General features: G+C 58.4%; 24 protein-coding genes. 13 read left to right on the top strand and 11 right to left on the bottom strand.

Going from position 1 to position 24,647, the window contains the following annotated elements:
* Positions 1-41: 41 nt before the first annotated feature.
* A complete protein-coding gene (locus AC1DMK_RS21680) occupies positions 42-701 on the bottom strand; it encodes a YggS family pyridoxal phosphate-dependent enzyme (RefSeq protein ID WP_477861942.1) in 660 nt (219 codons plus the stop codon).
* A gap of 199 nt (positions 702-900) precedes the next feature.
* On the opposite strand from AC1DMK_RS21680, the gene leuS reads away from it, so the two are divergent.
* From leuS to holA, 3 genes are read left to right on the top strand one after another with little or no spacing between them, the layout of a single operon-like run.
* Positions 901-3,531 carry a leucine--tRNA ligase gene (gene leuS, locus AC1DMK_RS21675; protein WP_477861880.1) on the top strand — a complete coding sequence of 877 codons (2,631 nt, stop codon included), beginning with the start codon at positions 901-903 and terminating at the stop codon, positions 3,529-3,531.
* A complete protein-coding gene (lptE, locus tag AC1DMK_RS21670; RefSeq protein WP_477861878.1) occupies positions 3,521-4,042 on the top strand; it encodes an LPS assembly lipoprotein LptE in 522 nt (173 codons plus the stop codon). Before leuS ends, lptE begins: the two co-directional genes overlap by 11 nt.
* Positions 4,043-4,053: 11 nt before the next feature.
* Positions 4,054-5,088, top strand: a complete 1,035-nt coding sequence (gene holA / locus AC1DMK_RS21665) for a DNA polymerase III subunit delta (protein WP_477861876.1) — start codon at positions 4,054-4,056, stop codon at positions 5,086-5,088.
* Positions 5,089-5,092: 4 nt separating this feature from the next.
* On the opposite strand, the gene AC1DMK_RS21660 is transcribed toward holA, so the two are convergent.
* The 8 genes from AC1DMK_RS21660 to hemE form a co-directional block, all read right to left on the bottom strand.
* Positions 5,093-5,980 carry a ParB/RepB/Spo0J family partition protein gene (locus AC1DMK_RS21660; protein ID WP_037064611.1) on the bottom strand — a complete coding sequence of 296 codons (888 nt, stop codon included), beginning with the start codon at positions 5,978-5,980 and terminating at the stop codon, positions 5,093-5,095.
* A 29-nt stretch (positions 5,981-6,009) separates the two neighbouring features.
* Positions 6,010-6,804, bottom strand: a complete 795-nt coding sequence (locus tag AC1DMK_RS21655; RefSeq protein ID WP_477861874.1) for a ParA family protein — start codon at positions 6,802-6,804, stop codon at positions 6,010-6,012.
* 18 nt (positions 6,805-6,822) lie between these two features.
* Positions 6,823-7,440: a 16S rRNA (guanine(527)-N(7))-methyltransferase RsmG gene (gene rsmG, locus AC1DMK_RS21650; protein ID WP_477861872.1), complete on the bottom strand. Its 618-nt coding sequence runs from the start codon at positions 7,438-7,440 to the stop codon at positions 6,823-6,825.
* 31 nt (positions 7,441-7,471) lie between these two features.
* Positions 7,472-9,334, bottom strand: coding sequence for a tRNA uridine-5-carboxymethylaminomethyl(34) synthesis enzyme MnmG (mnmG, locus tag AC1DMK_RS21645; protein WP_477861870.1), 1,863 nt, complete (start codon positions 9,332-9,334; stop codon positions 7,472-7,474).
* A 105-nt stretch (positions 9,335-9,439) separates the two neighbouring features.
* The gene (gene mnmE, locus AC1DMK_RS21640; protein WP_477861868.1) at positions 9,440-10,753 is read right to left on the bottom strand and encodes a tRNA uridine-5-carboxymethylaminomethyl(34) synthesis GTPase MnmE; all 1,314 of its coding nucleotides are present in this window, start codon (positions 10,751-10,753) and stop codon (positions 9,440-9,442) included.
* Positions 10,754-10,924: 171 nt separating this feature from the next.
* Complete coding sequence (rho, locus tag AC1DMK_RS21635; RefSeq protein WP_113000628.1) at positions 10,925-12,190, bottom strand: transcription termination factor Rho; 1,266 nt, start codon at positions 12,188-12,190, stop codon at positions 10,925-10,927.
* A gap of 195 nt (positions 12,191-12,385) precedes the next feature.
* Positions 12,386-12,922 carry a protoporphyrinogen oxidase HemJ gene (gene hemJ, locus AC1DMK_RS21630; protein ID WP_037064601.1) on the bottom strand — a complete coding sequence of 179 codons (537 nt, stop codon included), beginning with the start codon at positions 12,920-12,922 and terminating at the stop codon, positions 12,386-12,388.
* Positions 12,923-12,924: 2 nt separating this feature from the next.
* Positions 12,925-13,959 (bottom strand): uroporphyrinogen decarboxylase, encoded by a 1,035-nt coding sequence (gene hemE, locus AC1DMK_RS21625; protein ID WP_477861865.1) that lies wholly within the window; start codon positions 13,957-13,959, stop codon positions 12,925-12,927.
* Between the two features lie 403 nt (positions 13,960-14,362).
* Here hemE and AC1DMK_RS21620 point away from each other — a divergent pair, with 403 nt between their 5' ends.
* Genes AC1DMK_RS21620 through dnaQ form a run of 5 tightly spaced genes read left to right on the top strand, consistent with a single transcriptional unit; the run spans position 14,363 to position 17,982 of the window.
* Entirely contained in the window at positions 14,363-15,184 is an 822-nt protein-coding gene (locus AC1DMK_RS21620) for a pyruvate, water dikinase regulatory protein (protein WP_477861864.1), read from the top strand.
* A 31-nt stretch (positions 15,185-15,215) separates the two neighbouring features.
* Positions 15,216-15,815 carry a Maf-like protein gene (locus AC1DMK_RS21615; RefSeq protein ID WP_477861862.1) on the top strand — a complete coding sequence of 200 codons (600 nt, stop codon included), beginning with the start codon at positions 15,216-15,218 and terminating at the stop codon, positions 15,813-15,815.
* Positions 15,808-16,665 carry a shikimate dehydrogenase gene (locus AC1DMK_RS21610; protein WP_037064592.1) on the top strand — a complete coding sequence of 286 codons (858 nt, stop codon included), beginning with the start codon at positions 15,808-15,810 and terminating at the stop codon, positions 16,663-16,665. Before AC1DMK_RS21615 ends, AC1DMK_RS21610 begins: the two co-directional genes overlap by 8 nt.
* Positions 16,665-17,276, top strand: a complete 612-nt coding sequence (gene coaE, locus AC1DMK_RS21605) for a dephospho-CoA kinase (protein ID WP_477861860.1) — start codon at positions 16,665-16,667, stop codon at positions 17,274-17,276. Before AC1DMK_RS21610 ends, coaE begins: the two co-directional genes overlap by 1 nt.
* Positions 17,269-17,982 carry a DNA polymerase III subunit epsilon gene (gene dnaQ / locus AC1DMK_RS21600; RefSeq protein WP_037064587.1) on the top strand — a complete coding sequence of 238 codons (714 nt, stop codon included), beginning with the start codon at positions 17,269-17,271 and terminating at the stop codon, positions 17,980-17,982. Before coaE ends, dnaQ begins: the two co-directional genes overlap by 8 nt.
* A gap of 49 nt (positions 17,983-18,031) precedes the next feature.
* Here the strand turns inward: dnaQ and secB are convergent, their stop codons facing one another.
* Both secB and AC1DMK_RS21590 read right to left on the bottom strand, forming a co-directional pair.
* The gene (gene secB / locus AC1DMK_RS21595) at positions 18,032-18,508 is read right to left on the bottom strand and encodes a protein-export chaperone SecB (RefSeq protein WP_037064586.1); all 477 of its coding nucleotides are present in this window, start codon (positions 18,506-18,508) and stop codon (positions 18,032-18,034) included.
* A 108-nt stretch (positions 18,509-18,616) separates the two neighbouring features.
* On the bottom strand, positions 18,617-19,117 hold the full coding sequence (locus AC1DMK_RS21590) for an FxsA family protein (protein ID WP_477861857.1): 501 nt from the start codon (positions 19,115-19,117) through the stop codon (positions 18,617-18,619).
* A gap of 127 nt (positions 19,118-19,244) precedes the next feature.
* Between AC1DMK_RS21590 and AC1DMK_RS21585 the strand changes: the two genes are divergently transcribed.
* The 5 genes from AC1DMK_RS21585 to gyrB all read left to right on the top strand — a co-directional run bounded on the left by AC1DMK_RS21585 (position 19,245) and on the right by gyrB (position 24,578).
* Positions 19,245-19,949, top strand: a complete 705-nt coding sequence (locus AC1DMK_RS21585) for a Tim44/TimA family putative adaptor protein (protein ID WP_037064583.1) — start codon at positions 19,245-19,247, stop codon at positions 19,947-19,949.
* Positions 19,942-21,060 carry a murein transglycosylase A gene (mltA, locus tag AC1DMK_RS21580; RefSeq protein ID WP_477861855.1) on the top strand — a complete coding sequence of 373 codons (1,119 nt, stop codon included), beginning with the start codon at positions 19,942-19,944 and terminating at the stop codon, positions 21,058-21,060. Before AC1DMK_RS21585 ends, mltA begins: the two co-directional genes overlap by 8 nt.
* Positions 21,060-21,635, top strand: a complete 576-nt coding sequence (locus AC1DMK_RS21575) for a Smr/MutS family protein (protein ID WP_477861854.1) — start codon at positions 21,060-21,062, stop codon at positions 21,633-21,635. Before mltA ends, AC1DMK_RS21575 begins: the two co-directional genes overlap by 1 nt.
* Positions 21,632-22,009: a helix-turn-helix domain-containing protein gene (locus AC1DMK_RS21570; protein WP_037064579.1), complete on the top strand. Its 378-nt coding sequence runs from the start codon at positions 21,632-21,634 to the stop codon at positions 22,007-22,009. Before AC1DMK_RS21575 ends, AC1DMK_RS21570 begins: the two co-directional genes overlap by 4 nt.
* A gap of 133 nt (positions 22,010-22,142) precedes the next feature.
* Positions 22,143-24,578, top strand: a complete 2,436-nt coding sequence (gene gyrB / locus AC1DMK_RS21565) for a DNA topoisomerase (ATP-hydrolyzing) subunit B (protein ID WP_477861851.1) — start codon at positions 22,143-22,145, stop codon at positions 24,576-24,578.
* The last annotated feature ends 69 nt before the right edge of the window (positions 24,579-24,647 follow it).

Genomic DNA, 24,647 nt, shown 5'->3' with positions numbered 1-24,647 from the left:
GGGAGTGCGGCTTGCAGCGAAAGCCCGACGAAAGCAGCGTGTCAGCGTAGACCGAAAATGGCCGAGCCCACGCGAACGCTGGTTGCACCAAAGGCAACCGCAATCTCGTAGTCGCCAGACATGCCCATCGAGAGTTTCTCGACACCACATGTCTTTGCGAGCTTTGCCAGAAGCGCGAAATGCGGACCGGGATTTTCATCGGCCGGAGGGATGCACATCAGTCCCTCGATGCTGAGGCCAAGCTCGTTTCGGCAGAAGGTGACGAAAGCAGGCGTTTCAGTGGGAGCGATGCCCGCCTTCTGCGGTTCGAGACCTGTGTTCACCTGAACGTAGAGACGAGGTGTCTTTCCCTGGTGTTTCATTTCCGTTGCAAGTGCGCGCGCGATCTTTTCGCGATCGACCGTTTCGATCACGTCAAATAGAGCGACGGCTTCCGCGGCCTTGTTTGATTGCAACGGCCCGATTAGATGAAGCTCGATGTCGTCGGTTTCTGCCTTCAGCCCAGGCCATTTTCCCTGACTCTCCTGAACCCGATTTTCACCGAACACGCGCTGGCCCGCAGCGATAACCAGACGGATCGCATCGGCATCGAATGTCTTTGACACCGCAACAAGACAAACCGCCCCGTCGGGCCGACCCACCTCGCGTTCCACCATCGCGATGCGCGACCGCACCTCGTCCAGTCGCTCTTGAAGTTCCATCATCGCGCCTCAGCAGATCATCGGGAAGGATGACAATCCACTAAACGCCGGCTCTGTGCTTGCCAAGGCCCACTGTTTCGAATTTATCGCCCGCAAGCGCAGATCGGGCGCTTACCATGGCCGCAAAACTTGACGCTTCGGTAGTTTCATGGTGAAGGTCAGCACCAACCTCCCATGATTTTCCGGAAATGCGAATACGATGGCTACCGAACGTTATAACCCGCGCGATGCCGAGCCCCGCTGGCAGCAGAAATGGAACGAAGAGAAGGTCTTTGAGACCGACAATAGCGATCCGCGCGAGAAGTACTACGTGCTTGAAATGTTCCCGTATCCTTCCGGCCGTATCCATATGGGGCATGTGCGCAACTATGCGATGGGTGACGTTGTCGCCCGCTACAAGCGCGCGCGCGGCTACAACGTGCTCCATCCGATGGGTTGGGATGCGTTCGGCATGCCGGCTGAAAATGCCGCCATGGAACGCGGCGTGCACCCGGCATCCTGGACCTATCAGAACATTGCGTCGATGAAGGCACAGCTGAAGGCGATGGGCCTGTCGCTGGACTGGAGTCGCGAATTCGCAACCTGTGACGTCGCCTATTACCAGCACCAGCAGCATCTGTTTGTGGACTTTCTCGAAAAGGGCCTCGTCTATCGCAAACAATCCAAGGTGAACTGGGACCCTGTCGACAATACCGTTCTCGCCAACGAGCAGGTCATCGATGGTCGAGGCTGGCGTTCCGGTGCCCTGGTCGAGCAGCGGGAACTGACGCAGTGGTTCTTCAAGATCACCGATTTCAGCCAGGATCTGCTCGACGCATTGGAGACACTCGACCAGTGGCCTGAAAAGGTCCGGCTGATGCAGAAGAACTGGATCGGTCGCTCCGAAGGCATGACCATCCGTTGGGAGCTCGTCGACGGGACGGCTCCGGCCGGAGAGACCGAAGTCACGGTCTATACGACGCGCCCCGATACGCTGTTTGGCGCGTCGTTCCTGGCAATCTCGGCCGACCATCCGCTCGCGAAGGAGGCCTCCGCCAAGAATCCGGCTATCGATGCGTTCTGTGACGAGTGCCGCCGCGCCGGCACCTCGCTGGCTGCGCTGGAAACGGCCGAAAAGAAAGGTGTCGATACCGGCATTCGGGTCAAGCATCCGCTCGATCCTTCCTGGGAATTGCCGGTCTATGTCGCGAACTTCGTCCTTATGGACTATGGAACGGGCGCGATTTTCGGCTGCCCTTCGGGCGATCAACGCGACCTCGATTTTGCGCACAAGTATGGCCTGCCGGTCGTGCCTGTTGTCATGCCCGTCGACGGCGACGCTGCAAGCTTCAGCGTTGGCGACGTTGCCTATGATGGCGACGGTGTGATGATCAATTCGCGCTTCCTCGATGGCAAGACCACCGAAGAAGCTTTCGATATCGTCGCCGATCGCCTGTCTTCGGCATCTCTCGGCAATGCGCCACAGGGTGAGCGCAAGGTCAATTTCCGCCTGCGCGACTGGGGCATTTCGCGGCAGCGCTACTGGGGTTGCCCCATTCCGGTCATTCATTGCGACGATTGCGGCGTAATACCGGTTCCGAAAAAGGACCTCCCGGTGAAGCTCCCGGAAGATGTGACGTTCGACCAGCCCGGCAACCCGCTTGATCGCCATCCGACCTGGCGTCACGTGGCGTGCCCCACCTGCGGCAAGGACGCCCGTCGTGAAACCGATACGATGGACACCTTCGTCGATTCCAGCTGGTACTTCACCCGGTTCACGGCACCATGGGAGGGCAAGCCAACGGACCCTCAGGCGGCAAACCGCTGGCTGCCGGTCGATCAATATATCGGCGGCATCGAACACGCGATTCTCCACCTGCTCTATTCGCGATTCTTCACGCGCGCCATGCGCGAGACCGGGCACGTGGATGTGAAGGAACCATTCAAGGGACTGTTCACCCAGGGTATGGTCGTACACGAGACCTACAGCCGCGGATCGGGCATGAGCCGGGAGTGGGTCGCTCCGGCAGACATTCGCATCGAGGAACTTGACGGAAAGCGCAGCGCTTACCTTCTGGCCGGCGGTGAAGAAGTAGCGATCGGCGCGATCGAGAAGATGTCGAAATCAAAGAAGAATGTCGTCGATCCGGATGACATCATCGCCTCTTACGGTGCCGATACGGCGCGCTTCTTCGTTCTCTCCGATTCTCCGCCCGAACGCGACGTCATCTGGTCGGAGGCCGGTGTCGAAGGTGCTCACCGCTTCACCCAGCGACTGTGGCGTCTCCTCTGCGAGGCGGCCGATGGTTTGGCGGGTGTGGAGGCGACTCCGGCTAAAGATGGAGACGCGCTGGCGATTTCACAGATTGCCCACAAGACCTTGAAGGCCGTTCAGAACGACTACGACAGGCTTTGGTTCAACAAGGCTGTCGCGCGTATCTACGAGCTCGTAAACGCACTTGCCGGGCCGCTCACCAAGATCGCCGCAGGTGAGGGTGACATCGCTTACCGCTCTGCCGTTCGAGACGCTGCAGAAATCCTGGTGCAGTTGGTCGCCCCGATGACGCCGCATCTCGCTGAAGAGTGCTGGGTCGTTCTTGGAAAGACCGAGCTGCTCGCCAGGAAATCCTGGCCGTCATACGACGACAAGCTGGTCATGGAAAACGACGTCGTCCTGCCTGTTCAGATCAATGGCAAGAAGCGGGCTGAATTGACAATATCTCGCGACGCAGATCAAAGTGCGGTCAGCGAAAGCGCGCTCGCTCTGGATGAGGTCAAGAGAGTGCTGAACGGTCAAGCGCCTAAGAAGGTCATCGTGGTTCCGCAAAGGATTGTGAACATTGTCGTTTAATATCGCTTCCAAGCTGGCTCGCGGCACGGCTATCGCCGCGATGCTCGCAACCACGGTTCTTCTCGCTTCCTGCCAGGTGCGCCCGCTCTATTCCGAAGGCTCCGGCGTCGCAGGCAAGCTGGCCTCAGTCAGTTTCGCCGAGGCATCCACGCGCATTGAACTGGAGGTTCGAAATCGGCTGATATTCCTCGCTTCACGTGGTGCCGGCGAACCTGATAAAGCCGACTACAAGGTCGAATTCAATGCTCGCTCCAGCGTCATTGACACCTTGCTCGTGGCATCCTCCGATACATCGCGGGCCGGTCGCGCGACTGTCAGCGTAGACTATACGTTGAAGTCCACAAAGGACGGCAGTGTGATCAAGGCAGGAAACCAGTCGGCGACGGCTCTTGTCGATTTTCCCAATCAGGAGTTTGCGAAACTGCGCGCGATCCGCGACGCCGAGGATCGGGCAGCACGTCAGGCCGCCGAGTTCGTGGCAGCAGATATCGCAGCCGCACTCGGCCGCTAGGGAGCGGATGCGTGGCGGAAATCAAATCGCATGAATTCGAAGGATTTCTCGAGAGATCCGCACGCAACTATCGAATCTTTGTCATTTACGGACCAGACCGAGGACTGGTGTCGGAGCGAGCCGGCCTTATCGCGGCGAAAACAGGCGTATCTCTCAATGATCCGTTCTCGCTGATCAAGCTCGACATTGCCGATCTGCAGAAGGATCAGGGCCGGCTTCTCGATGAGGCGGGAGCGATCGGCCTCTTTGGCGGCGAGAAATTGATATGGATCCGTGGCGCCGCCAATGAAAAATATCTCGTCGAACCACTTCAACTTCTGTCCGCCAAGACACTGCAGGACACCTTCCTTATTGTAGAAGCCGGGGATCTGAAGAAGGGCTCGCTTCTGCGAAAATCCGCCGAAGCGGCCCGCAGCATTGCCACCATCCCATGCTATGCGGACGACACGCGCGCGCTCAACGCCCTTGTTGATGCGGAGCTTGCGGCCGCTGGCTTGCGAATATCTCCAGCAGCGCGACAAGCTCTTGTCGACCTGATCGGCGGCGACCGAATTGCGTCCCGCAACGAATTGAAGAAACTGGCGCTCTATTGCCGTGGTTGCGATACCGTCGAGGAGCACCATGTCACGGAGATCATCGGCGATGCGAGTGCCATATCCGTCGATGATGCAGTGGATGCCATCCTGAGCGGCAACACCGGCAACTTTCTCCATGCCATGCAGAAAATCACAGCGTCCAAAACCGCGATCTTTCTTGTTATCCAGGCATGCTTGAAGCAGTTTCAGCTCATTGACGCGATGAAGGCTGAGATGGAGGAGAAGCGCATCCCCGCCACGCAGGTGATGCAGACGCTCGGTCGGCATCTCCATTTCCGAAGAAAACCCATCATGGAGCAGGCACTGCGGGCCTGGTCTACCGACGCCGTAGCGCGTGAAACAAACCGGCTACAGTCGGCCATCCTGCAGACACGCAGACGCCCCTCCTTGGAAGACACGATAGCAATTCAGACGCTGCTCTCGACGACTTTGCAATCCGGCCGCCGATAGAGCGCTACCGTCGCTCGAGGAGACGGCAGATTTCTTCCAGCTGTTCCAAGGACTTATAGGAGATTCGAATCTGGCCGCCCGTCGTTTTGTGATTGATCGTCACGTCGAGACCCAGCGTATCCGATAGGGTTCGCTCGAGAGCCACGGTATCGGAATCCTTCTGGTGATCGCGCTGGTGCGTCCCGAGCTTCGGCTCCGACTGGGCTTTTATGTCGTTCTGCGCCAGCCGCTCTGCGTCGCGAACAGACATACCCTTGGAAACGATGGTGCGAGCAAGCGTCGAGGGATCCGAGGTCGGAACAAGAGCGCGCGCGTGCCCGGCAGACAGGCTGCCTGCCGCAAGCAGATCGCGAACAGGCTCCGGCAGCTTCAGGAGGCGGAGAGAATTCGCCACATGGCTCCGGCTCTTGCCGATAATCTCACCAAGATCGTTCTGCGTGTATCCGTATTCGGCAATCAGCTGCTCGTAGCCGAGCGCCTCTTCGAGGGCATTGAGATCCGAGCGCTGGACATTTTCGACGATCGCTATCTCGAGAGCGGTTTTGTCGTCGACATCGCGGACGATGACCGGAATCTCAATCAGGCCGGCAAGCTGTGCCGCTCTCCAACGTCGTTCTCCGGCTATTATTTCATACTGACCGACTGCAAGTGTCCGGACCACCACCGGTTGGACGATGCCGTGCTGCCGAATGGAGCTTGCGAGATCATGCAGCTCGCCATCATCGAAGAAGCGGCGGGGATTGCGCGGATTGCGGCTGATAAACTCGATGGGAATAAGCCGGTCAGCGCTGACCGGGCGTGTATCGGAATCGACCGGCAACGGTTGATCCATCTCACCGATCAACGCTGCGAGGCCGCGTCCAAGTCTTCTTTTCGAGACATCATCATTCATCGTCAAACCCAATGCTTCCCAACCTACGCTTAGGCCGCCACTCGCTGGCGTTCGCGTTGTATCACTTCAGATGCGAGCTGCAGATATGCCTGACTTCCTGCACACTTCAGATCGTAGAGTATCGCGGGCTTGCCGTAAGACGGCGCCTCCGAGACCCTGACGTTGCGCGGTATCAATGTATGATACACCTTCTCGCCCAGATGCGTTCGAACATCGTTGACGACCTGTTGCGCCAGATTGTTTCTGGCATCGAACATCGTCAGAACGATGCCCTGAATATCCAGCCCCGGATTCACGCTGCGACGAACCTGATCGACCGTCTCCAGAAGCTGGCTGAGCCCCTCGAGGGCAAAAAATTCGCACTGCAAAGGCACAAGGACCGAATGCGCCGCGGCCATCGCATTCATTGTCAGAAGATTGAACGACGGAGGGCAATCGACAAGGATGTAGGAAAAGCGAAACGCATTTTCCTGCGCGAGGGCTTTCTTAAGCTTGAAAACCCGATCGCCTTGCTGCGCAATTTCCATCTCTATCCCCAACAGGTCCATCGTCGACGGGACGATAAAGAGGTTGGGGACGGCGGTCTCCTGAACGACATCCAAGATGTCTTGGTTTCCGACAAGCAAATCATACGAAGACAGCTTGCGATGCTTGCGTTCGATTCCAAGCCCCGTACTCGCGTTTCCCTGCGGATCAAGGTCGACAATCAGAACTCGTTCACCAATTGCAGCCAAGGCAGTCGCAAGATTGATGGCCGTCGTTGTTTTGCCAACGCCGCCCTTTTGATTTGCAATGGTAATAATTCGATTTCGTGCACCAACCATTGTCGCAATACCGATCTGTTAAACCAAACGCTGGAGATTGGAGATCTCCAGCACGACCGAGTCCGTCTCGACAGCGCTCTTATGTTCTAACAGATCGAAATTCCAGCGACTACGCGCTTTGTCAATTTCGAAACGATAATCCCGGCCTTTATGAAGGTAGGCGCGCAGGTTTCCGTTCCTGAGCACCCAGGGTTCGATAAAGTCAAGAAGCACGCCCAATTCCGCCAGGGCACGGGCCGATACGAAATCAGCCGCGTCTATGGCAGACGGCGCGTCCTCGATTCGAATCGGATGCACAGATCCACGCGCCCCGGTTTCTCTCAACGCTGTTCGCAGGAATGCCGCCTTCTTGTGATTGCTCTCGACCAGATGCACCCATCCAGCTTGAGATTCGGCAAGAAGGATCGCCGTGACAACGCCTGGGAAGCCGCCACCACTCCCGAGGTCGATCCAGGTCTTGGCCGCGGGTTGGAGCTGGAATATCTGTGCGCTATCAGCAACGTGCCGCCGCCAAGCGTCCTCGATCGTCGAGGGTGCGGTCAGATTGATGGTCCTTGCCCATTTCTGGAACAGGGAGACAAAGTGTTCAAGGCGCTGCTGTGTTTCACGTGAAACACGTCGGCCGTTCAAATCCATGGCGGGACTCTCAAATCGTGTATTGAAATAGCTAGGCGGCGGCCTCGCCCCGCCTCAGATGAACGAGAAGCAAGGAAATTGCCGCAGGCGTCATGCCGTCAACCTTCGCGGCCTGGGCCACATCATAGGGCCGAACGGTGCTCAGCTTGTGCTTGAGTTCGTTCGATAGACCCGACAACCCAGCGAAATCGAAGTCCGCAGGGATCACGCGACGCTCGTCACGCTTGATATGTGCGACGTCAACCTGCTGGCGTTGCATATAGACGGCGTAGTTAGCCTCGATCTCCAAAGCTTCCCCCACACGGCCAGCAACCGCATTGAGCTGTGGCCAAATCCTCTTCAGGTCGTCGAGCGTGATGTCGGGATAGGACAATAGGTCATAGGCATTCCGACGCTGACCGTCCTGGTTCAGCTTGAGCCCTGACCGCCCTGCCTCATTGGGCGTCACCGTCAATGAAGACAACAGATCCCGGCCAGTGTCCAGCGCCTGGCTATACTGACCGAACCTGCTGGACCGCTCGCCAGAGGCAAGGCCGATCTCTATCGCCAACGGCGTCAGCCTGACATCGGCATTGTCCGCACGCAGCGATAACCGATACTCTGCTCGCGACGTAAACATGCGGTATGGCTCTGCCACACCCCGTGACGTAAGATCGTCGATCATAACGCCTATATACGATTCCGTGCGGCTGAAGCGAACTGCCTCGGCACCGCCGGCAAGCCGCGCTGCGTTGACGCCAGCAACCAGTCCCTGTGCTGCCGCTTCCTCGTAACCGGTCGTGCCGTTGATCTGCCCGGCAAGAAACAGTCCTCTTAGTTTTTTCACTTCCAGCGAGGGCTTCAACTCTCGGGGGTCGACGTGGTCGTACTCGATCGCATACCCCGGATGCAAAATTTGAACGCGCTCCAGACCGGGTATGGTATGGATGAACGCTTCCTGTATCTCCGCGGGCAACGACGTGGAAATGCCGTTTGGATAGACCGTATCGTCATCCAGACCCTCGGGTTCCAAGAAGATCTGGTGGCCATCACGTTCGCCAAACTTGACCAGCTTATCTTCAATTGATGGGCAGTAGCGTGGTCCCACGCCCTCGATCTGCCCGGAATACATTGCAGATAGCTTAAGGTTGTCGACGATAATGCGATGGGTAGAATCCGTCGTGCGGGTCACACCGCATTCGATTTGCGGATTTGAAATCCGGTCGGTCATGAATGAGAAGGGTATCGGTTGATCATCGGCACCCTGCCGCCCCACTGCGGCCCAGTCGATGGTCCTGCCGCTCAGCCGGGCAGGGGTGCCCGTCTTCAGACGCCCAAGCTGCAGGCCAAGTCCAAGCAGCGTCTGCGACAGGCCGATGGACGGCTCTTCTCCGGCGCGTCCCGCAGGTATCTTCTTGTCACCGATATGGATGAGACCGCGCAGAAATGTACCCGTGGTCAGGACCACCGAGCCGCATGGAAGAATCCGGCTATCTTTCATGACAACCGCTGCAACTCGACCGTCCATAATAGACAGATCAAAAGCATCGCCTTCGACAATCGTGAGATTCGGGATCGCTTCGATTTCCGCACGCATGGCCAGCCGATAGAGCTTCCGATCAGCCTGCGTCCTTGGCCCCCGGACAGCAGGGCCCTTCTTGCGATTGAGCATGCGGAATTGAATGCCGCCGGCATCAGCGACGCGGCCCATTAGCCCGTCCAGGGCATCGATCTCACGGACAAGATGGCCCTTGCCCAGACCACCAATGGCGGGGTTGCAGGACATCACGCCGATTGTATCTCTCTTGTGCGTGACCAACGCCGTGTTGGCACCCAGGCGCGCTGCTGCTGCTGCCGCCTCGCAACCCGCGTGTCCGCCACCGATAACGATGACATCAAACCGAGAAGTATCCATTCCAAAGCTCCTGAGATCGCTCGGTGATGAGTGAAGTCGGTAAACGAGTCAAGGTGTTTCACGTGAAACCGTCAATTTCTGACAATCCCGCGTGTTTCACGTGAATCATTTCCCTATGCAGAACTCTCCGAATATAACATCAAGCAGATTCTCGACATCGATACGGCCGGTCACCCTCCCGAGGGCGTCCGCGGCTGCGCGCAGTTCTTCAGCCCTGAGGTCCAACCCACGGTCAGAAGCCAACAGGGCGGCTCGAACAGCCTTCAAACATTCCGCAAGCGAATCCCTGTGTCGCGCCCTGGTTGGAATGGCCATCGACTGCGGATGCACCTTGGCCTTCAACCGATCGGAAATCAGCGCTCTGAGCTGATCCAGGCCGGCCCCACTCTCTGTCGATACCGTAAGGTCGTACGCGCTGTCGCTCCTCTGCGGCAGATCGGATTTGGTTCCGATCCACAGTGCACCCGCCGGCAGTCTCGCCATTGTTGGATAGGCCGATGAGTCCTCGAGAAATAGAACCAGATCGGCCTCGCTGATGGCGATCCTGGCGCGGCGCACCCCCTCGCGTTCCACAACCTCATCGGTCTCCCGGAGCCCGGCGGTGTCAAATAGCCTTACCAGAAACCCGTCAATGTCGAGGTCCGTGCTCAAAACGTCGCGCGTTGTGCCGGCGATGCCGGTGACGATTGCAACGTCACGACGGACCAGCGCGTTCATCAGACTTGATTTGCCTGCATTGGGTTCGCCGGCAATAACGACCTTGAACCCATCTCGAATGATCTCGCCTTGGACGCTCTGACCCAGATGCTGCTCGATCTCCTCGGCGAGTCTGCTCATATCCGCCCAGACCTGATCCGATACGGAGCCCGGCACGTCGTCCTCGTCGGGAAAATCGAGCTCGGCCTCAACAAGAGCGCGGCCGCGTATGAGGCGGTCGGACCAGGACGAATAGAGAGCAGACAGACCGCCGGAGCTATGCTCCAGCGCAAGCCGTCGTTGCATCTCCGTCTCGGCCGAAATGAGGTCAGCCAGCCCCTCTATCTCCAGCAGATCGAGCTTGCCATTCTCGAAGGCGCGGCGGGAGAACTCTCCCGCCATCGCCTGGCGGAGGCCGGGGAACGACCCAAGCTCGGTATAGAGAGCCTCAACTACCGCACGCCCGCCATGAATGTGGAGTTCCAGGACATCCTCGCCGGTAAACGAATGAGGGGCGGGGAAGAACAGGACAAGCGCCTTGTCGAGCATCAGACCGTTACGTGTTCGAATCGTTCTCAGATAGGCTTGTCTGGGATTGAGAGCGCCGCCGACCATATCGCTGGCAACACCCCGCGCCGCGGGGCCGCTCAACCGAACGACGGCGACGCCAGATGGCACCGCACCACTGGACAGAGCGTAGATTGTATGGCGTGGCTCAATCACTGTTGCACACTTACCTGTTTGGTTCGTTCCCGAATCGATCGGCGCATGGTCAGGGCAATATGGTCTGTACCACATCGATTGGAATGCCCGAAAACCAGGTCAATTGCGGCCTATAAACGACAAAGCCGGCCACAGCTGTGACCGGCTTTATAGGTTGAATCCGGCTAATAATTAGGTATTCATCGACTCGAAGAAATCCGGGTTGCTCTTCGTCTGCTTCAGTTTGTCGATGAGGAATTCGATCGCATCCGTCGTGCCCATCGGCGCCAGGATACGACGCAGCACGAAGATCTTCTGCAGATCCTGCCGTGGAACCAGAAGATCCTCCTTGCGCGTTCCGGACTTGAGGATGTCCATTGCCGGGAAGATGCGCTTGTCGGCCACCTTGCGGTCGAGGACGATTTCCGAGTTGCCGGTACCCTTGAATTCTTCAAAGATAACTTCGTCCATGCGGCTGCCGGTGTCGATCAACGCGGTGGCGATAATCGTCAAGGAACCACCTTCCTCGATATTGCGGGCAGCGCCGAAGAAGCGCTTCGGGCGCTGCAACGCGTTCGCGTCAACACCGCCGGTCAAGACCTTGCCGGAGGAGGGGACAACCGTGTTGTAGGCGCGACCAAGACGCGTGATCGAGTCGAGAAGAATAACCACGTCTCTCCCATGCTCGACCAGACGCTTGGCTTTTTCGATCACGATTTCGGCAACCTGAACGTGGCGAACTGCGGGTTCGTCGAAGGTCGACGAGACGACCTCTCCGCGAACGGAACGCTGCATGTCCGTCACTTCTTCCGGGCGCTCGTCGATCAGGAGAACAATGAGATAACACTCTGGATGGTTTGCGGTGATCGAATGCGCGATGTTCTGCAGCAGCACCGTCTTGCCGGTGCGCGGCGGAGCGACGATCAAGCCACGCTGTCCCTTGCCGAGCGGCGCAACGAGATCGATCACACGCGGCGACAGATCCTTCGTCGTCGGGACATCCAGCTCCATCTTGAAGCGCTCGTTCGGGTAGAGCGGCGTCAGATTGTCGAAATGAACCTTGTGCCTGATCTTCTCGGGATCGTCGAAATTGATCGTATTGACCTTCAGCAGCGCAAAGTAGCGTTCGCCTTCCTTGGGACCGCGAATTGGGCCTTCCACGGTGTCGCCCGTCTTCAGCGAAAAGCGGCGAATCTGCGAAGGGGAAATATAGATATCGTCCGGGCCGGGCAGATAGTTGGCGTTCGCGGAGCGAAGGAAGCCGAAACCATCCTGAAGCACCTCGACAACGCCTTCGCCGATAATTTCGACATCCTGGCTGGCAAGCACTTTCAAAATCGCAAACATCAGCTCCTGTTTGCGCATCGTGCTCGCGTTTTCGACCTCGAGCGATTCGGCAAATGCCAGCAGATCCGTCGGGGATTTACTCTTAAGTTCCTGAAGCTTCATTTCAGCCATGAAGTGACCAATACTCTATATTTTGGAGGGGAAAGGCGATGTCGAGGCAGTAACCGGTCCTGCGAAAGAGCCGCAGACGATCGAACTTTACATACATGCCACAAGGATGAGGTGCGGGGAAAATAGCGAGTAAGGTCAGTCCCTGCAAGAGGGCAGCTTAAAATGAAATGAATTTAACCTCCTCACGCCGGCGTATCAGAATGGCTTCACGACAACGAGGATGACGATGGCGATCATCAGGACCGTCGGCGCCTCGTTCATGAACCGCCAATAACGCGCGGAACGCCGATTTTCGTCGCGTTCAAAGGCTTTTGCCGCACGGCTGAAGAAGACATGGACTCCGGTCATCAGCACGACAAGCCCGATCTTGGCGTGCAACCACCCGCCCTGAAAACCATAGACCGACCAGGCGAGGTAGAGGCCAAGGATCCAGCTCAGCATCATCGCCGGGTTCATGATGACCTTGAGAAGCCTTCGCTCCATCACCTTGAACGTTTCCGATTGGATCGACCCCGGTTCAGCATCGGTGTGGTAGATGAACAGCCGCGGCATGTAGAAAAGCCCCGCCATCCAGGAGATAACCGCGATGATATGAAGCGCTTTGACCCAAAGGTAGAGCGTATCCGGGTTCCAGGCAAAAAGACCGACTGCCAGAAGCCCGAAACAGACAATCGCCAGAAACGCACGGCGACGCGCATAGGCCCCGGGCTTTTCGTCAATCTGCCGTCCCATCCTCAGGATCTCCCGCCGCGAACACGTTCGACCAGAAGCCTTACGTTCTCCGGATCGGCCTGCGGCGTAATCCCATGGCCAAGATTGAAGATCAGAGGCCCATTGCCGAGCCGCTGAAGAATGTCGTCGATACCATCCTCAAGGGCAACACCACCTGCAACCACCCGCATCGGATCGAGATTGCCTTGAACCGGCCCGTCCTTCTGCAACTCGACGGCAAAGTCGAGCGGCACGGACCAATCGAGACCGATCGCGTCCGCATCCGTCCTTTTCCGGTAATCCTTCAGGAGATATCCAGCGCCCTTCGCAAAGGCGATGATACGAGCCTTCGGCCGGCGCTCCCGGATCGACGCAATCATCCGAGCGACCGGCTTCACGGCGAAAGCAGAAAACTCGCGCTCCCCAAGCACGCCTGCCCAGGAATCGAAAATCTGGACCGCATCGGCACCGGCATCGATCTGCGCAACCAGATAGTCAGCCGATATGTCGGCGAGCAACATCAGCAGCGCTTCGAACGCTTTGGGGTATTTATACGCGAAAAGCCGTGCGGGCGCCTGATCCGGCGTTCCGTGCCCGGCGATCATATAGGTCGCAACGGTCCAGGGAGCGCCACAGAAGCCTAGCAGCGTGGTAGCCGCTGGCAGTTCCCGCCGCAACCGCCCAACCGTCTCCAGCACCGGTCCAAGGTGCTGGAGGACCCCATCGGTATCAAGATCGCCTATCCCATCTGCATCGATCGGATCCATCTCCGGCCCATGGCCCTCCGTGAAACGCACATTTCGCTTCAATGCATCCGGGATGACGAGAATATCCGAAAACAGGATGGCAGCGTCAAAGCCATATCGACGAATCGGCTGCAGCGTGACCTCGACGGCATAGTCGGGCGTGTAGCAGAGATCGAGGAAGCTGCCTGCCTTGGCTCTCGTCTGTCGATACTCGGGAAGATATCGCCCGGCCTGTCGCATCAACCAGATCGGGGGAGGCGTAACTGTCTCGCCTTCCAAAACCCGCATTATCGTCCGACGCGTATCGCTCAAGCGCTTCTTCCCTTAAAAAATATAAAAGATATCTAAAAGGTTTCTATTTCTTAGAGTCGGTGACTATCAAGGATTAAAATCCATCCACGCCCGACGCCAATTGTCACGCCCAAGCCGAACGCACTGGACAAAAAACCACTGTTTTGCCGAAAAATCGTGGACAAGGAAAAAACAGCAAATGATTTCATCACGATGCGGCCCCGCCTGTTGCCACGCCGTCTGTGGAAAACCTGTGGGCTTTGTCCTGTGAACGCACCGCTGTCCACAGAAGCAACAGCCCAGTGCCGAAGCCATCCCAAAAACTCGAAATGTGGAAAACCAGGCACGTTTTCCCTTGCCTTACCCGCCGCCGGTCTCGTAGCTCTCCGTCATCCAGTSTTTTCAACAGGCAGCGGAAAATAGCGTGGAGAACAGRACGAACTTCTTCCATCTGCATCTGATTTCTGACTCRACCGGYGAGACTCTGATCTCCGCTGGTCGGGCGGCTTCGGCACAATTCAAGTCCGCGCAATCCATCGAGCATGTTTACCCCCTCATCCGAAATCGAAAGCAACTGCTGAGCGTGCTGCAGGCGATCGACAGCGAACCGGGCATTGTACTCTACACGATTGTCGATCGGGAACTCGCCACGCTTATCAATGAGCGCTGTGCGGAGATGGGCGTGGCGTCGGTCAATGTGCTGGAGCCGGTCATCAATGCATTCCAGATCTATCTCGGCGCGCCATCACGCCGGCGCGTCGGGGCCCAGCATGTGATGAATGCCGGGTACTTCGCGCGCATCGAGGCCCTGAATTTTACAATGGACCACGACGATGGTCAGATGCCCGATGACTATAACGACGCCGATGTCATCATCATCGGTATCAGCCGTACATCCAAGACTCCGACGAGCATCTATCTCGCCAACCGCGGCATCAAGACAGCCAACATACCGGTCGTCTACGGCGTCCCGCTTCCCGACAGTCTGTTCTCGGCAACGAAGCCGCTGATCGTGTGCCTGATTGCCACGACGGACCGTATTTCGCAGGTGCGCGAAAACCGGGTCCTTGGTGCCACACCCGGCTTTGACCGGGGGGACTATACCGATCGCGCCGCGATATCAGAGGAACTCAAATATGCGCGGTCTCTTTGTGCACGTCACAACTGGCCGCTGATCGACGTCACCCGACGCTCCATCGAAGAGACGGCAGCGGCGATCGTTGCTCTCCGCCCGAAGCTGCGGTAAGCGCTGCAGCATCATTTGCCCCGAGGCCACCATGATCCCCAAGCTCATTCTCGCATCTTCCAGCCCGTTCCGTCGCATGCTGATGCAAAATGCCGGCCTTTCGTTCGAAGCCCATCCTGCCAAGCTCGATGAGCGGCTGATCGAAGCGCCGCTGGAGCGGGAGGGAGCAACACCCGATGCTATCGCACTCGTCCTTGCCAAGGCCAAAGCCCGAGAGGTGAGCGACCGCTTTGGCGATGCGTTGATCATCGGTTCGGATCAAACCATGTCTCTGGCAGGGCGGACCTTTCACAAGCCCCGGAACATGGACGATGCCGCAAATCATCTGACACAACTTTCGGCAAAGGCTCATCGGCTGAACAGTGCGGTGGCGCTCGCCTACAACGGCGACATAATCTGGGAGCATGTGTCCCACGCCGAGCTAACGATGCGGCCGCTCAGCGCCGACTTTATCGACCGTCATCTCAAGCGCGTCGGGGAGCGAGCCCTGAGCAGTGTCGGTGCCTATCAGCTCGAAGGGGAGGGGCTACAATTGTTTTCCAAAATCGATGGAGACTATTTCACTATACTGGGGCTGCCCATGCTGCCGCTTCTGGAAAAATTGAGAGCGCTCGGTGCGATCGATGGATGATTCACGTGAAACATTCGCGCCGAAAGCCTTCGTGACGGGCTTTCCCGTCAGGCACTCTCGGTCCCCTCTCATCCACGGCTATTGGCTGAAGACGCTCGGTCTGCCCGGAAGCTACCGGGCCCACGAGGTGACGCCGGACGACTTTCCCGCATTCATTGGCGCATTGAAGCGGCAGGAATCCGGCTTTGTTGGCGGAAACGTCACGATTCCGCACAAAGAGATGGCCTTCAAGCTCGCGGACCAGCCGGATGAATTGTCAGGCGAACTAGGCGCCTCGAACACGCTCTGGATCGAGGACGGCAAGCTCAAGGCAACAAATACCGACGGGCAAGGCTTCACCGCAAATCTCGACGAGCGCCACCCCGGCTGGGACAAAGCGCGTTGCGCTGTTGTCCTTGGAGCGGGCGGCGCAAGCCGCGCGGTTGTCCAGGCGGTGCGTGACCGCGGATTCAAGGAAATACATCTGGTCAACCGAACGATCGATCGGGCAAGGGAACTGGCGGATCGCTTCGGGGCAACTGTACGCGCTCACCCCATGGGCGAGCTCACCGATGTCATGAAAGATGCCGGTCTCTTCATCAATACCACATCGCTCGGGATGGATGGCGATGAAGCCCCACGGATCGACTTCTCCCCATTGCTGCCGAACGCCGTTGTGACCGATATCGTCTACATCCCGTTGAAGACGCCGATTTTGGCGCAGGCGCAAGAACAGGGCTTTGCAACGGTCGACGGCCTTGGCATGCTTCTGCACCAGGCTGTCCCGGGATTCGAGAAATGGTTCGGGCAACGGCCGGTCGTTACCCAGGATCTTCGTTCATTGATCATCGCCGATATGGAACACCATTGATGCTGCGGATTGGACTCACCGGCTCGATTGGAATGGGCAAGTCGACGATGGCAAAGCTGTTTGCCGAAGCGGGCCTTCCGGTGAACGATGCCGATGCGGTGGTTCACGATCTCTATTCGGGCGAGGCAGCACCGTTCGTCGACGCCGTCTTTCCCGGGACCATGAGGGAGGGCGCGGTGGATCGGCAGGAGCTAGCCCGCCAACTCGCCCTGAGACCCGACGGTTTCAAGCAGCTTGAATCGATCGTCCACCCGCTCGTCCGACAGCGTGAGGTGGAGTTCATCGAGCGCGAACGGGCGAAGGGTACGGAGATGGTGATCCTCGATATTCCGCTGCTTTTCGAAAGCGGCGCGGAAAAAAGGGTGGATGCTATCGTGGTAGCAAGCTGCGATCCACAGATTCAGCGGCAGCGGGTGCTTGCGCGACCGAACATGACGGAAGACAAATTCAACATGATTCTCTCGCGCCAGACCCCGGATGCCGAAAAACGCGCGCGGGCCGATTATGTGATTGATACCGGACATAGCATCGACATGGCGAGGCAGCGGGTCGCAGAGATCGTCTCGGACCTGAAGCGGCGACTTGCCGACGGAGAATTCGCCAATGCGTGAGATCATCTTCGATACGGAAACCACTGGCCTGGACAACCGCATCGATCGCATCATCGAGATCGGGGGCATTGAGCTTTTCAATCATTTCCCGACCGGCAGGACGCTGCATATCTATATCAACCCGGGCGACCAGAAGGTTCATCCGGATGCATTGGCGGTGCACGGCATAACCGATGAATTTCTGAAGGACAAACGCCCCTTCGCTGAGGTCGCGCAAGAGATTTTGGATTTCTTCGGCGACGGTAAGTGGATCGCCCACAATGCCACGTTCGATATGGGTTTCATCAATTCGGAACTCGCCCGCGTCGGCCTGCCGTCCATATTGCCCGAGCACGTGACCGATACGCTCTCGCTTGCGCGTCGCAAGAACCCGATGGGGCCGAATTCGCTCGATGCGCTCTGCCGCCGCTATGGGATCGACAATTCGCACCGCACGAAACACGGCGCGCTTCTCGACTCCGAACTCTTGGCCGAAGTCTACATCGAAATGATCGGCGGCCGTCAGACGGCACTTGGTCTCGGTACGTCTCAAAACAACGGTGCGTCTCAGCGCAATGACGATGCTGAAGACATCGTCCTGGTGGCGCTTGAGCGACCGCGCCCATTGGCACCGCGCCTCAGCGCGTTGGAAGAACAGGCGCACGATGCGCTGATCTCCAAACTCGGCCAGAAAGGGATTTGGGCAAGATACGATCGCCCAAACTAAAATGCCCGGGACAAACCCGGGCATGTCATTGCATTCAGCGGAGAAACGATCAGTTCGTCTGAACCTTGGCGCGGGCCTGCTCTTCGGCGACGCGCTGCGCGAACATCTGTGAGAAATCGATCGGGTCGATCATCAGGGGCGGGAAGCCGCCATTGCGCGTGACGTCGGCGATGATCTGGCGCGCGAACGGGAAAAGCATGCGCGGGCACTCGATAAAGAGAACCGGGAGCATGTGCTCTTGCGGGAAACCCGCGATCCGGAAGACGCCGCCGTAGACCAGCTCGGCCTGGAATACCGTCTTGTCGCCATCCTTGGCTTCGGCGGTGAGCGAAAGAACGACGTCGAAATCCGTGTCGGAGAGCGGATTGGCGTTGACGTTGACGTTGATATTGATGGCCGGGGCCTTGTCGCGAGCTTGCAGTGAACGCGGAGCACCCGGATTTTCGAAGGAGAGATCCTTCGTGTACTGAGCAAGGATGGTAAGGCTCGGGCTCGTCGCACCGTTGTTGTTGTCTTCGCTGGCCATTGGCTTTTCCTCGAGGAATTTGGATGGTGCCGCATCTATCATTTCACAGATGTCGTTACAACCCTGGGCCAGTGGGCCCAAACGGACCACAAAACCTCATCTGCCACTTCATTCACCCAGGTTTTTACCGGACCAGGGAGAGTGGCCTCCCGGGTCGCGCCGGTAATCGTCCTCGTCAAGGTCGACGACCTTGGCGCCGTCGTTGCCAGAGGCCGGTCGCGCCGACGCCCTGGAGCTCCCGGCGGTCCCAACGACCACGAAGCGGCTGCTGACGTAGCGCCACGCAAGATCGCGTACTGCAGGAATGAAGATCAAAAGGGCGATGATGTCGGTTATGAAGCCGGGAATGATCAGCAACAGCGAGGCGATCACCAACATGGCGGGACGCAAGAGTTCGCGACCCGGCATGGCGCCGCTCTGACCTTCCGCCGACATCCGACGCAGGATGCCGATGCCCTGGCGCCGCAGCAACATCATTCCGACAACGAAGCTCAGCATGACAAGCGCGAGCGTCGCCCAGAGCCCGATCGCCTTCCCGACGAGCACAAACCCCGCGATCTCGGCGAGCGGCATCAGCAACAGGAAACCAGGCAACATGGTGAGGCGCATTGTATCTTTCCGGCAGTGACCGGACTCCGTTAACATGAACCGCTTTGGCGGACCCATTTGAATCATCTGTCTATGCAGACTATATGGGTATACAAATCAGAGAAGTTAAAGGCGGTTGCGGCGGGATATGGGTTCAAACGACTTCATCACATTGTTTTTTCTTGTGGCGGCGGTGCTGATTTTTCTTCAGCTACGCAGCGTGCTCGGTCGTCGGACGGGAAATGAGAAGCCGCCGCGTGATCTCTATACGCCGCGTGACGCCGCCGGTCCCGAAACGCCGGATGCCGGCAAGGTGGTCACGCTGCCGCGGCGCGATGTTGCGGTTGAGGAAGAAGATCGCTTTGCGGCAATCGATGCCTTTGCTCCGGCAGGCACGCCTTTGAACAATTCGCTCCGCGAGATGACCAAGGCGGATGCCTCGTTCGATCCCAAGGAGTTCGTCAACGGCGCGCGCATGGCCTATGAGATGATCGTGATGGCGTTTGCCGATGGCGACCGCAAGACGCTCAAGAACCTCCTGTCTCGCGAAGTCTACGACGGCTTCGATGCTGCAATTGCTGATCGCGAAGCCAAGGGCGAGAAGGTCAAGTCGACCTTCGTCGGCATCGAGAAGGCGGAGATCAAGAACGTTGAGGTAAAGGCTAGCGAAGCGCAGATCACGGTGCGCATCCTCAGCCAACTGATCTCGGCGACCTACGACAAGGAAGACAAGCTGGTCGACGGGGACGCGGAAAATGTGGCGGAGGTCAACGATCTTTGGACGTTTGCCCGCGATACGCGCTCGCGCGACCCGAACTGGAAACTCGTGGCTACCGAATCGGAACATGAGTGAAACTACCCAGGGCTTTGCCCTTCAAGCGATAAGCTTCGATGAGTTGGAAGGCTGGAAGGATGAAAATCCCTCCGGCCTTTTTGAAGCGATGGAGGCTTGCCGCCGTCACATCGAGGACGCAAAGCCCTATAGGACAGGATCGCTGGGGCTGACTGCGGACGATCTTCTGGAACTTCTGGCAGCGGCGCGAGATTTCAATCCCGTGTCCGCCTCAAGCGCACGCGCGTTTTTCGAGACGCACTGTCGGCCTTTTCGTATCCGTCGCAAGGACGGAAATCCCGGTTTCGTCACCGCGTTCTATGAGCCGGAAATCGCCGTCGCGGCGGCACCCGATAAGGAATATCGCTTTCCTTTCTACCGTCGCCCCGAAGATCTGATCGACCTGGACGACGGCAATCGTCCTCAGACGATTGATGCGACTTATGTTTTCGGGATGCAGAGAAGCGACGGGATCGGCCTTTGTCCCGACCGCCGGGATATCGATCGGGGTGCACTGAATGGCCGGGGATTGGAGATCGCCTGGGCAAAATCGAAGGTCGATGTCTTCTTCGTTCACGTCCAGGGTGCCGCCCGCTTGCGCTACCGGGATGGCCGATTGGGCCGTATCACCTATGCGGCCAAGGCCGGACATCCGTTTTCGGCAATCGGCAAGCTGCTGATCGATCACGGCGAGATCGATCGTGCCGATATCTCGATGCAGTCCATTCGCCGTTGGCTGGCCGCACATCCGGATCGCATCGATGAGGTGCTGTGGCACAACAGGTCCTATATCTTCTTCCGCGAGGTACCTTTCGGCGATGCTCATGCCGGGCCGATCGCGGCGGCAAAGGTGCCCCTGATTGCAGGCCGCTCGCTTGCGGTCGATCGCATGATCCATACGTTTGGCTACCCTTTCTTCATCCGCTCCGAAAATCTCGTTCATCTCGATCAGGGAAAGCCATTCCAACGTCTGATGCTGGCGCTGGATACGGGCTCGGCGATTGTCGGTCCCGCACGCGGTGATATATTCACCGGATCGGGTGACGAAGCCGGCGAGCTGGCAGGCACGGTACGCCATGATGCCGATTTCGTCATTCTGGTCCCGAACAACGCCGCGGCGAGGTTCGCTTGATGGCGAAGGACCGCAAGCTCAGCACCGACGAGAGAATTCTCTGGGGCAAGGTGGCACGCAGCACGCGGCCCATGCCAGGCAATCAGGATGTCTTGAGCGAACTCGACGCATTTCTGATCGAAGCCGAAAGCGTCGCCGCGGCGGTCGAAAAAGGAAAAAGCGGCATCACGCCGGGCGATGACGTCGGGTCACAGACGGGCGCCCCCGCCGCTCCCAAGTCGCCCTCGGGCGTTCATCATCCCTTCGAGCGTCCGGTCAAACGCAAGATCGCCAAGGGTCGGCTCGCCCTTGAGGCACGCATCGACCTGCACGGCCTCGTCCAGAGCGAAGCCCATCTCATGCTGTTGGAATTCCTGCTCCGCGCGCACGAGCGCGGTATGCGCCATGTTCTCGTCATAACGGGCAAGGGCAGTTCGCTCGGGAGCGAAGGGGCGCTGAAACGTGCCGTCCCGCTCTGGTTCTCGAAGCCGGAATTTCGTTATCTCATCTCGTCTTACGAGACGGCCGCGCAACACCATGGCGGGGAGGGTGCGTTGTATATCAGGCTCTCGCGCCGCCCCGGCGACAGATCATGACACCGTTCGGCGAAGCCATCCGCCGGTTGAGGCAGCGAAAGGGCGTGTCGCAAAAAGACATGGCGGCCGCTCTCCATGTCTCTCCCGCCTATCTCTCAGCGCTTGAGCACGGAAAGCGCGGACTGCCGACCTTCGATTTGCTTCAGCGCATTGCCGGTTACTTCAACATCATCTGGGACGAGGCGGAGGAACTGTTCCTGCTCGCCCGTTTTTCCGACCCGCGGGTCGTCATCGATACCTCCGGTTTGGCTGCGGAATACACCACCTTTGCCAACCGTCTGGCGGGGTGCATCCGTGATCTGGACCGGACCACTTTGGCAAAACTCTCGGAGCTTATCGAGAATGCCGAGAAAGCCGACGGAAAACGGTCATAATCCCCTGTTTAATGCTTTCGCAGAGGGCGTTGGCATTGGGAACTGGGACTAAAAACCCTATATTCTGAGGTAAATATAGCCGGTGATTCGCAAGGCTCGCCATGGCTCTGACAACAGGGAAATTCTCGACAATATGACCGATACACCCGCGACGGAAAACGGCGTTAGTACCGAATATGGCGCAGACTCCATCAAGGTTCTGAAGGGCCTCGATGCCGTGCGTAAACGGCCGGGCATGTACATCGGCGATACCGACGATGGCTCCGGCCTTCATCACATGGTTTACGAAGTCGTTGACAACGCCATTGACGAAGCGCTGGCAGGTCATGCCGATATCGTCACGGTGACACTGAACCCGGATGGGTCGGTGACCGTGACGGACAACGGCCGCGGAATTCCGACGGACATTCATACCGGTGAGGGTGTTTCAGCTGCCGAAGTCATCATGACCCAGCTGCATGCCGGCGGCAAGTTCGACCAGAATTCCTACAAGGTATCGGGCGGTCTGCACGGCGTCGGTGTTTCGGTCGTCAACGCGCTGTCGGTGTGGCTGAAGCTCAAGATCCGGCGTCAGGGCAAGGTCCATGAGATGAGCTTTACCCATGGCGTCGCGGATGCGCCGCTGAAGGCCATCGGCGATTCGGGGGGAGAGACCGGCACTGAAGTCAGCTTCATGCCAAGCTCCGGTACCTTCACCATGATTGAATTCGACTTTGGAACGCTGGAGCACCGCCTGCGCGAGCTCGCCTTCCTGAACTCGGGTGTCCGGATTGTGTTGACCGACAAAAGGCATTCCGACGTAAGGCAGGAGGAGTTGCTATACGACGGCGGCCTGGAAGCTTTCGTGTCCTATCTCGACCGCGCCAAGAAGCCGCTTGTCGACAAGCCTGTTGCGATCCACGGGGAAAAGGACGGTATCACGGTCGAGGTGGCGATGTGGTGGAACGACAGCTACCACGAGAACGTGCTGTGCTTCACCAATAACATCCCCCAGCGCGACGGCGGCACGCACATGGCCGGCTTCCGCGCGGCCCTGACGCGCCAGATCACCTCCTATGCGGATACCTCTGGGATTACCAAGAGGGAAAAAGTCTCGCTCACGGGCGACGACTGCCGCGAAGGCCTGACAGCCGTGCTTTCCGTCAAGGTGCCGGATCCGAAGTTCTCCTCGCAGACGAAGGACAAGCTGGTTTCTTCCGAAGTTCGCCCGGTCGTCGAAAATCTCGTCAGCGAAGCGCTGAGCACCTGGCTGGAAGAACATCCGACCGAAGCGAAGGTTCTGGTCGGCAAGGTTGTCGAAGCTGCCGCTGCCCGCGAAGCGGCCCGCAAGGCGCGAGAACTGACGCGCCGCAAGGGCGCCCTCGACATCGCTTCGCTGCCAGGCAAGCTCGCCGACTGCTCGGAGCGCGACCCGTCCAAATCCGAAGTCTTCCTCGTCGAGGGCGATTCGGCAGGCGGTTCGGCCAAGCAGGGGCGTTCACGCGAAAACCAGGCGATCCTGCCGCTGCGCGGCAAAATCCTCAACGTCGAGCGCGCCCGCTTCGACAAGATGCTCTCCAGCCAGGAAATCGGCACTCTGATCACGGCGCTCGGTACCGGCATCGGCAAAGACGAGTTCAACGCGGACAAGCTGCGCTACCACAAGATCATCATCATGACGGACGCCGACGTCGACGGCGCCCATATTCGTACGCTGCTACTGACCTTCTTCTTCCGGCAGATGCCGGAGCTCATCGAGCGTGGACACCTCTACATCGCCCAACCGCCGCTCTATAAGGTGTCGCGTGGCAAATCGATCCAGTACCTGAAGGACGAGAAGGCGCTTGAAGAGTATCTGATCAGCCAGGGTCTTGAAGACGCCGCGCTGAGGCTTGGAACTGGTGAAGTACGCGTGGGCCAGGATCTGCGGGAGGTGATCGTCGATGCGTTGCGGCTTCGTGCACTCCTCGAGAATCTGCACTCCCGCTACAATCGTTCGGCTGTCGAGCAGGCAGCAATTGCTGGTGCTCTGAATGCCGAGGCCATCAGCGATCGGGTGCGCGCCGAACAACTGGTCGGCGAAGTCGCGAAGCGTTTGGATATCATTGCCGAGGAAACGGAACGCGGTTGGGGAGGCAGCCTGACAAGCGAGGGCGGTCTTCGCCTCGAGCGCATGGTTCGAGGCGTCAAGGAAGTCGTCGTGCTGGACATGGCCCTGATCGGGTCCCAGGACGCTCGCCTGATCGATCAGCTGTCATCGCGCCTGAAGGAGATCTATCAGACTCCGCCGTCGTTGACACGGCGCGAGGGCGCACTGGAAATCTCTGGTGCCAGGGCGCTTCTCGACGCGATCTTTGCAAGTGGCCGCAAGGGCTTGACGATGCAGCGCTACAAGGGGCTCGGCGAAATGAACGCCGAGCAGCTCTGGGAAACCACGCTCGATCCGAACGTCAGGTCGCTGTTGCAGGTCAAGGTGCCGGATGCCACGGATGCCGATGGCTTGTTCGCCCGCCTGATGGGCGATGAAGTCGAGCCGCGGCGCGAATTCATTCAGGACAACGCCCTGAACGTCGCGAACCTCGACATTTAGTCTAAACCATCAAGGCATTCCCCAATCCCCGCAAGCGTAAAACTTTGCGGGGATTTGTGCGTCGTCAGT

It is taken from the genome of Rhizobium sp. 05L419 (assembly GCF_056397845.1).
This window is presented reverse-complemented; position numbering and strand designations above follow the sequence as displayed.

What these genes read in the sequence shown, in the direction of transcription:
- hemJ (WP_037064601.1), bottom strand. Translation starts at nt 12,922, where the DNA reads ATGGGACGGCAGATTGACGAAAAGCCCGGGGCCTATGCGCGTCGCCGT.
- AC1DMK_RS21615 (WP_477861862.1), top strand. Translation starts at nt 15,216, where the DNA reads ATGATCCCCAAGCTCATTCTCGCATCTTCCAGCCCGTTCCGTCGCATG.
- AC1DMK_RS21660 (WP_037064611.1), bottom strand. Translation starts at nt 5,980, where the DNA reads ATGAATGATGATGTCTCGAAAAGAAGACTTGGACGCGGCCTCGCAGCG.
- AC1DMK_RS21575 (WP_477861854.1), top strand. Translation starts at nt 21,060, where the DNA reads ATGGCGAAGGACCGCAAGCTCAGCACCGACGAGAGAATTCTCTGGGGC.
- coaE (WP_477861860.1), top strand. Translation starts at nt 16,665, where the DNA reads ATGCTGCGGATTGGACTCACCGGCTCGATTGGAATGGGCAAGTCGACG.
- AC1DMK_RS21570 (WP_037064579.1), top strand. Translation starts at nt 21,632, where the DNA reads ATGACACCGTTCGGCGAAGCCATCCGCCGGTTGAGGCAGCGAAAGGGC.
- AC1DMK_RS21680 (WP_477861942.1), bottom strand. Translation starts at nt 701, where the DNA reads ATGGAACTTCAAGAGCGACTGGACGAGGTGCGGTCGCGCATCGCGATG.
- mnmG (WP_477861870.1), bottom strand. Translation starts at nt 9,334, where the DNA reads ATGGATACTTCTCGGTTTGATGTCATCGTTATCGGTGGCGGACACGCG.
- AC1DMK_RS21590 (WP_477861857.1), bottom strand. Translation starts at nt 19,117, where the DNA reads ATGCGCCTCACCATGTTGCCTGGTTTCCTGTTGCTGATGCCGCTCGCC.
- dnaQ (WP_037064587.1), top strand. Translation starts at nt 17,269, where the DNA reads ATGCGTGAGATCATCTTCGATACGGAAACCACTGGCCTGGACAACCGC.
- AC1DMK_RS21610 (WP_037064592.1), top strand. Translation starts at nt 15,808, where the DNA reads ATGGATGATTCACGTGAAACATTCGCGCCGAAAGCCTTCGTGACGGGC.
- gyrB (WP_477861851.1), top strand. Translation starts at nt 22,143, where the DNA reads ATGACCGATACACCCGCGACGGAAAACGGCGTTAGTACCGAATATGGC.
- rho (WP_113000628.1), bottom strand. Translation starts at nt 12,190, where the DNA reads ATGGCTGAAATGAAGCTTCAGGAACTTAAGAGTAAATCCCCGACGGAT.
- secB (WP_037064586.1), bottom strand. Translation starts at nt 18,508, where the DNA reads ATGGCCAGCGAAGACAACAACAACGGTGCGACGAGCCCGAGCCTTACC.
- leuS (WP_477861880.1), top strand. Translation starts at nt 901, where the DNA reads ATGGCTACCGAACGTTATAACCCGCGCGATGCCGAGCCCCGCTGGCAG.
- AC1DMK_RS21655 (WP_477861874.1), bottom strand. Translation starts at nt 6,804, where the DNA reads ATGGTTGGTGCACGAAATCGAATTATTACCATTGCAAATCAAAAGGGC.
- mltA (WP_477861855.1), top strand. Translation starts at nt 19,942, where the DNA reads ATGAGTGAAACTACCCAGGGCTTTGCCCTTCAAGCGATAAGCTTCGAT.
- AC1DMK_RS21585 (WP_037064583.1), top strand. Translation starts at nt 19,245, where the DNA reads ATGGGTTCAAACGACTTCATCACATTGTTTTTTCTTGTGGCGGCGGTG.
- rsmG (WP_477861872.1), bottom strand. Translation starts at nt 7,440, where the DNA reads ATGGATTTGAACGGCCGACGTGTTTCACGTGAAACACAGCAGCGCCTT.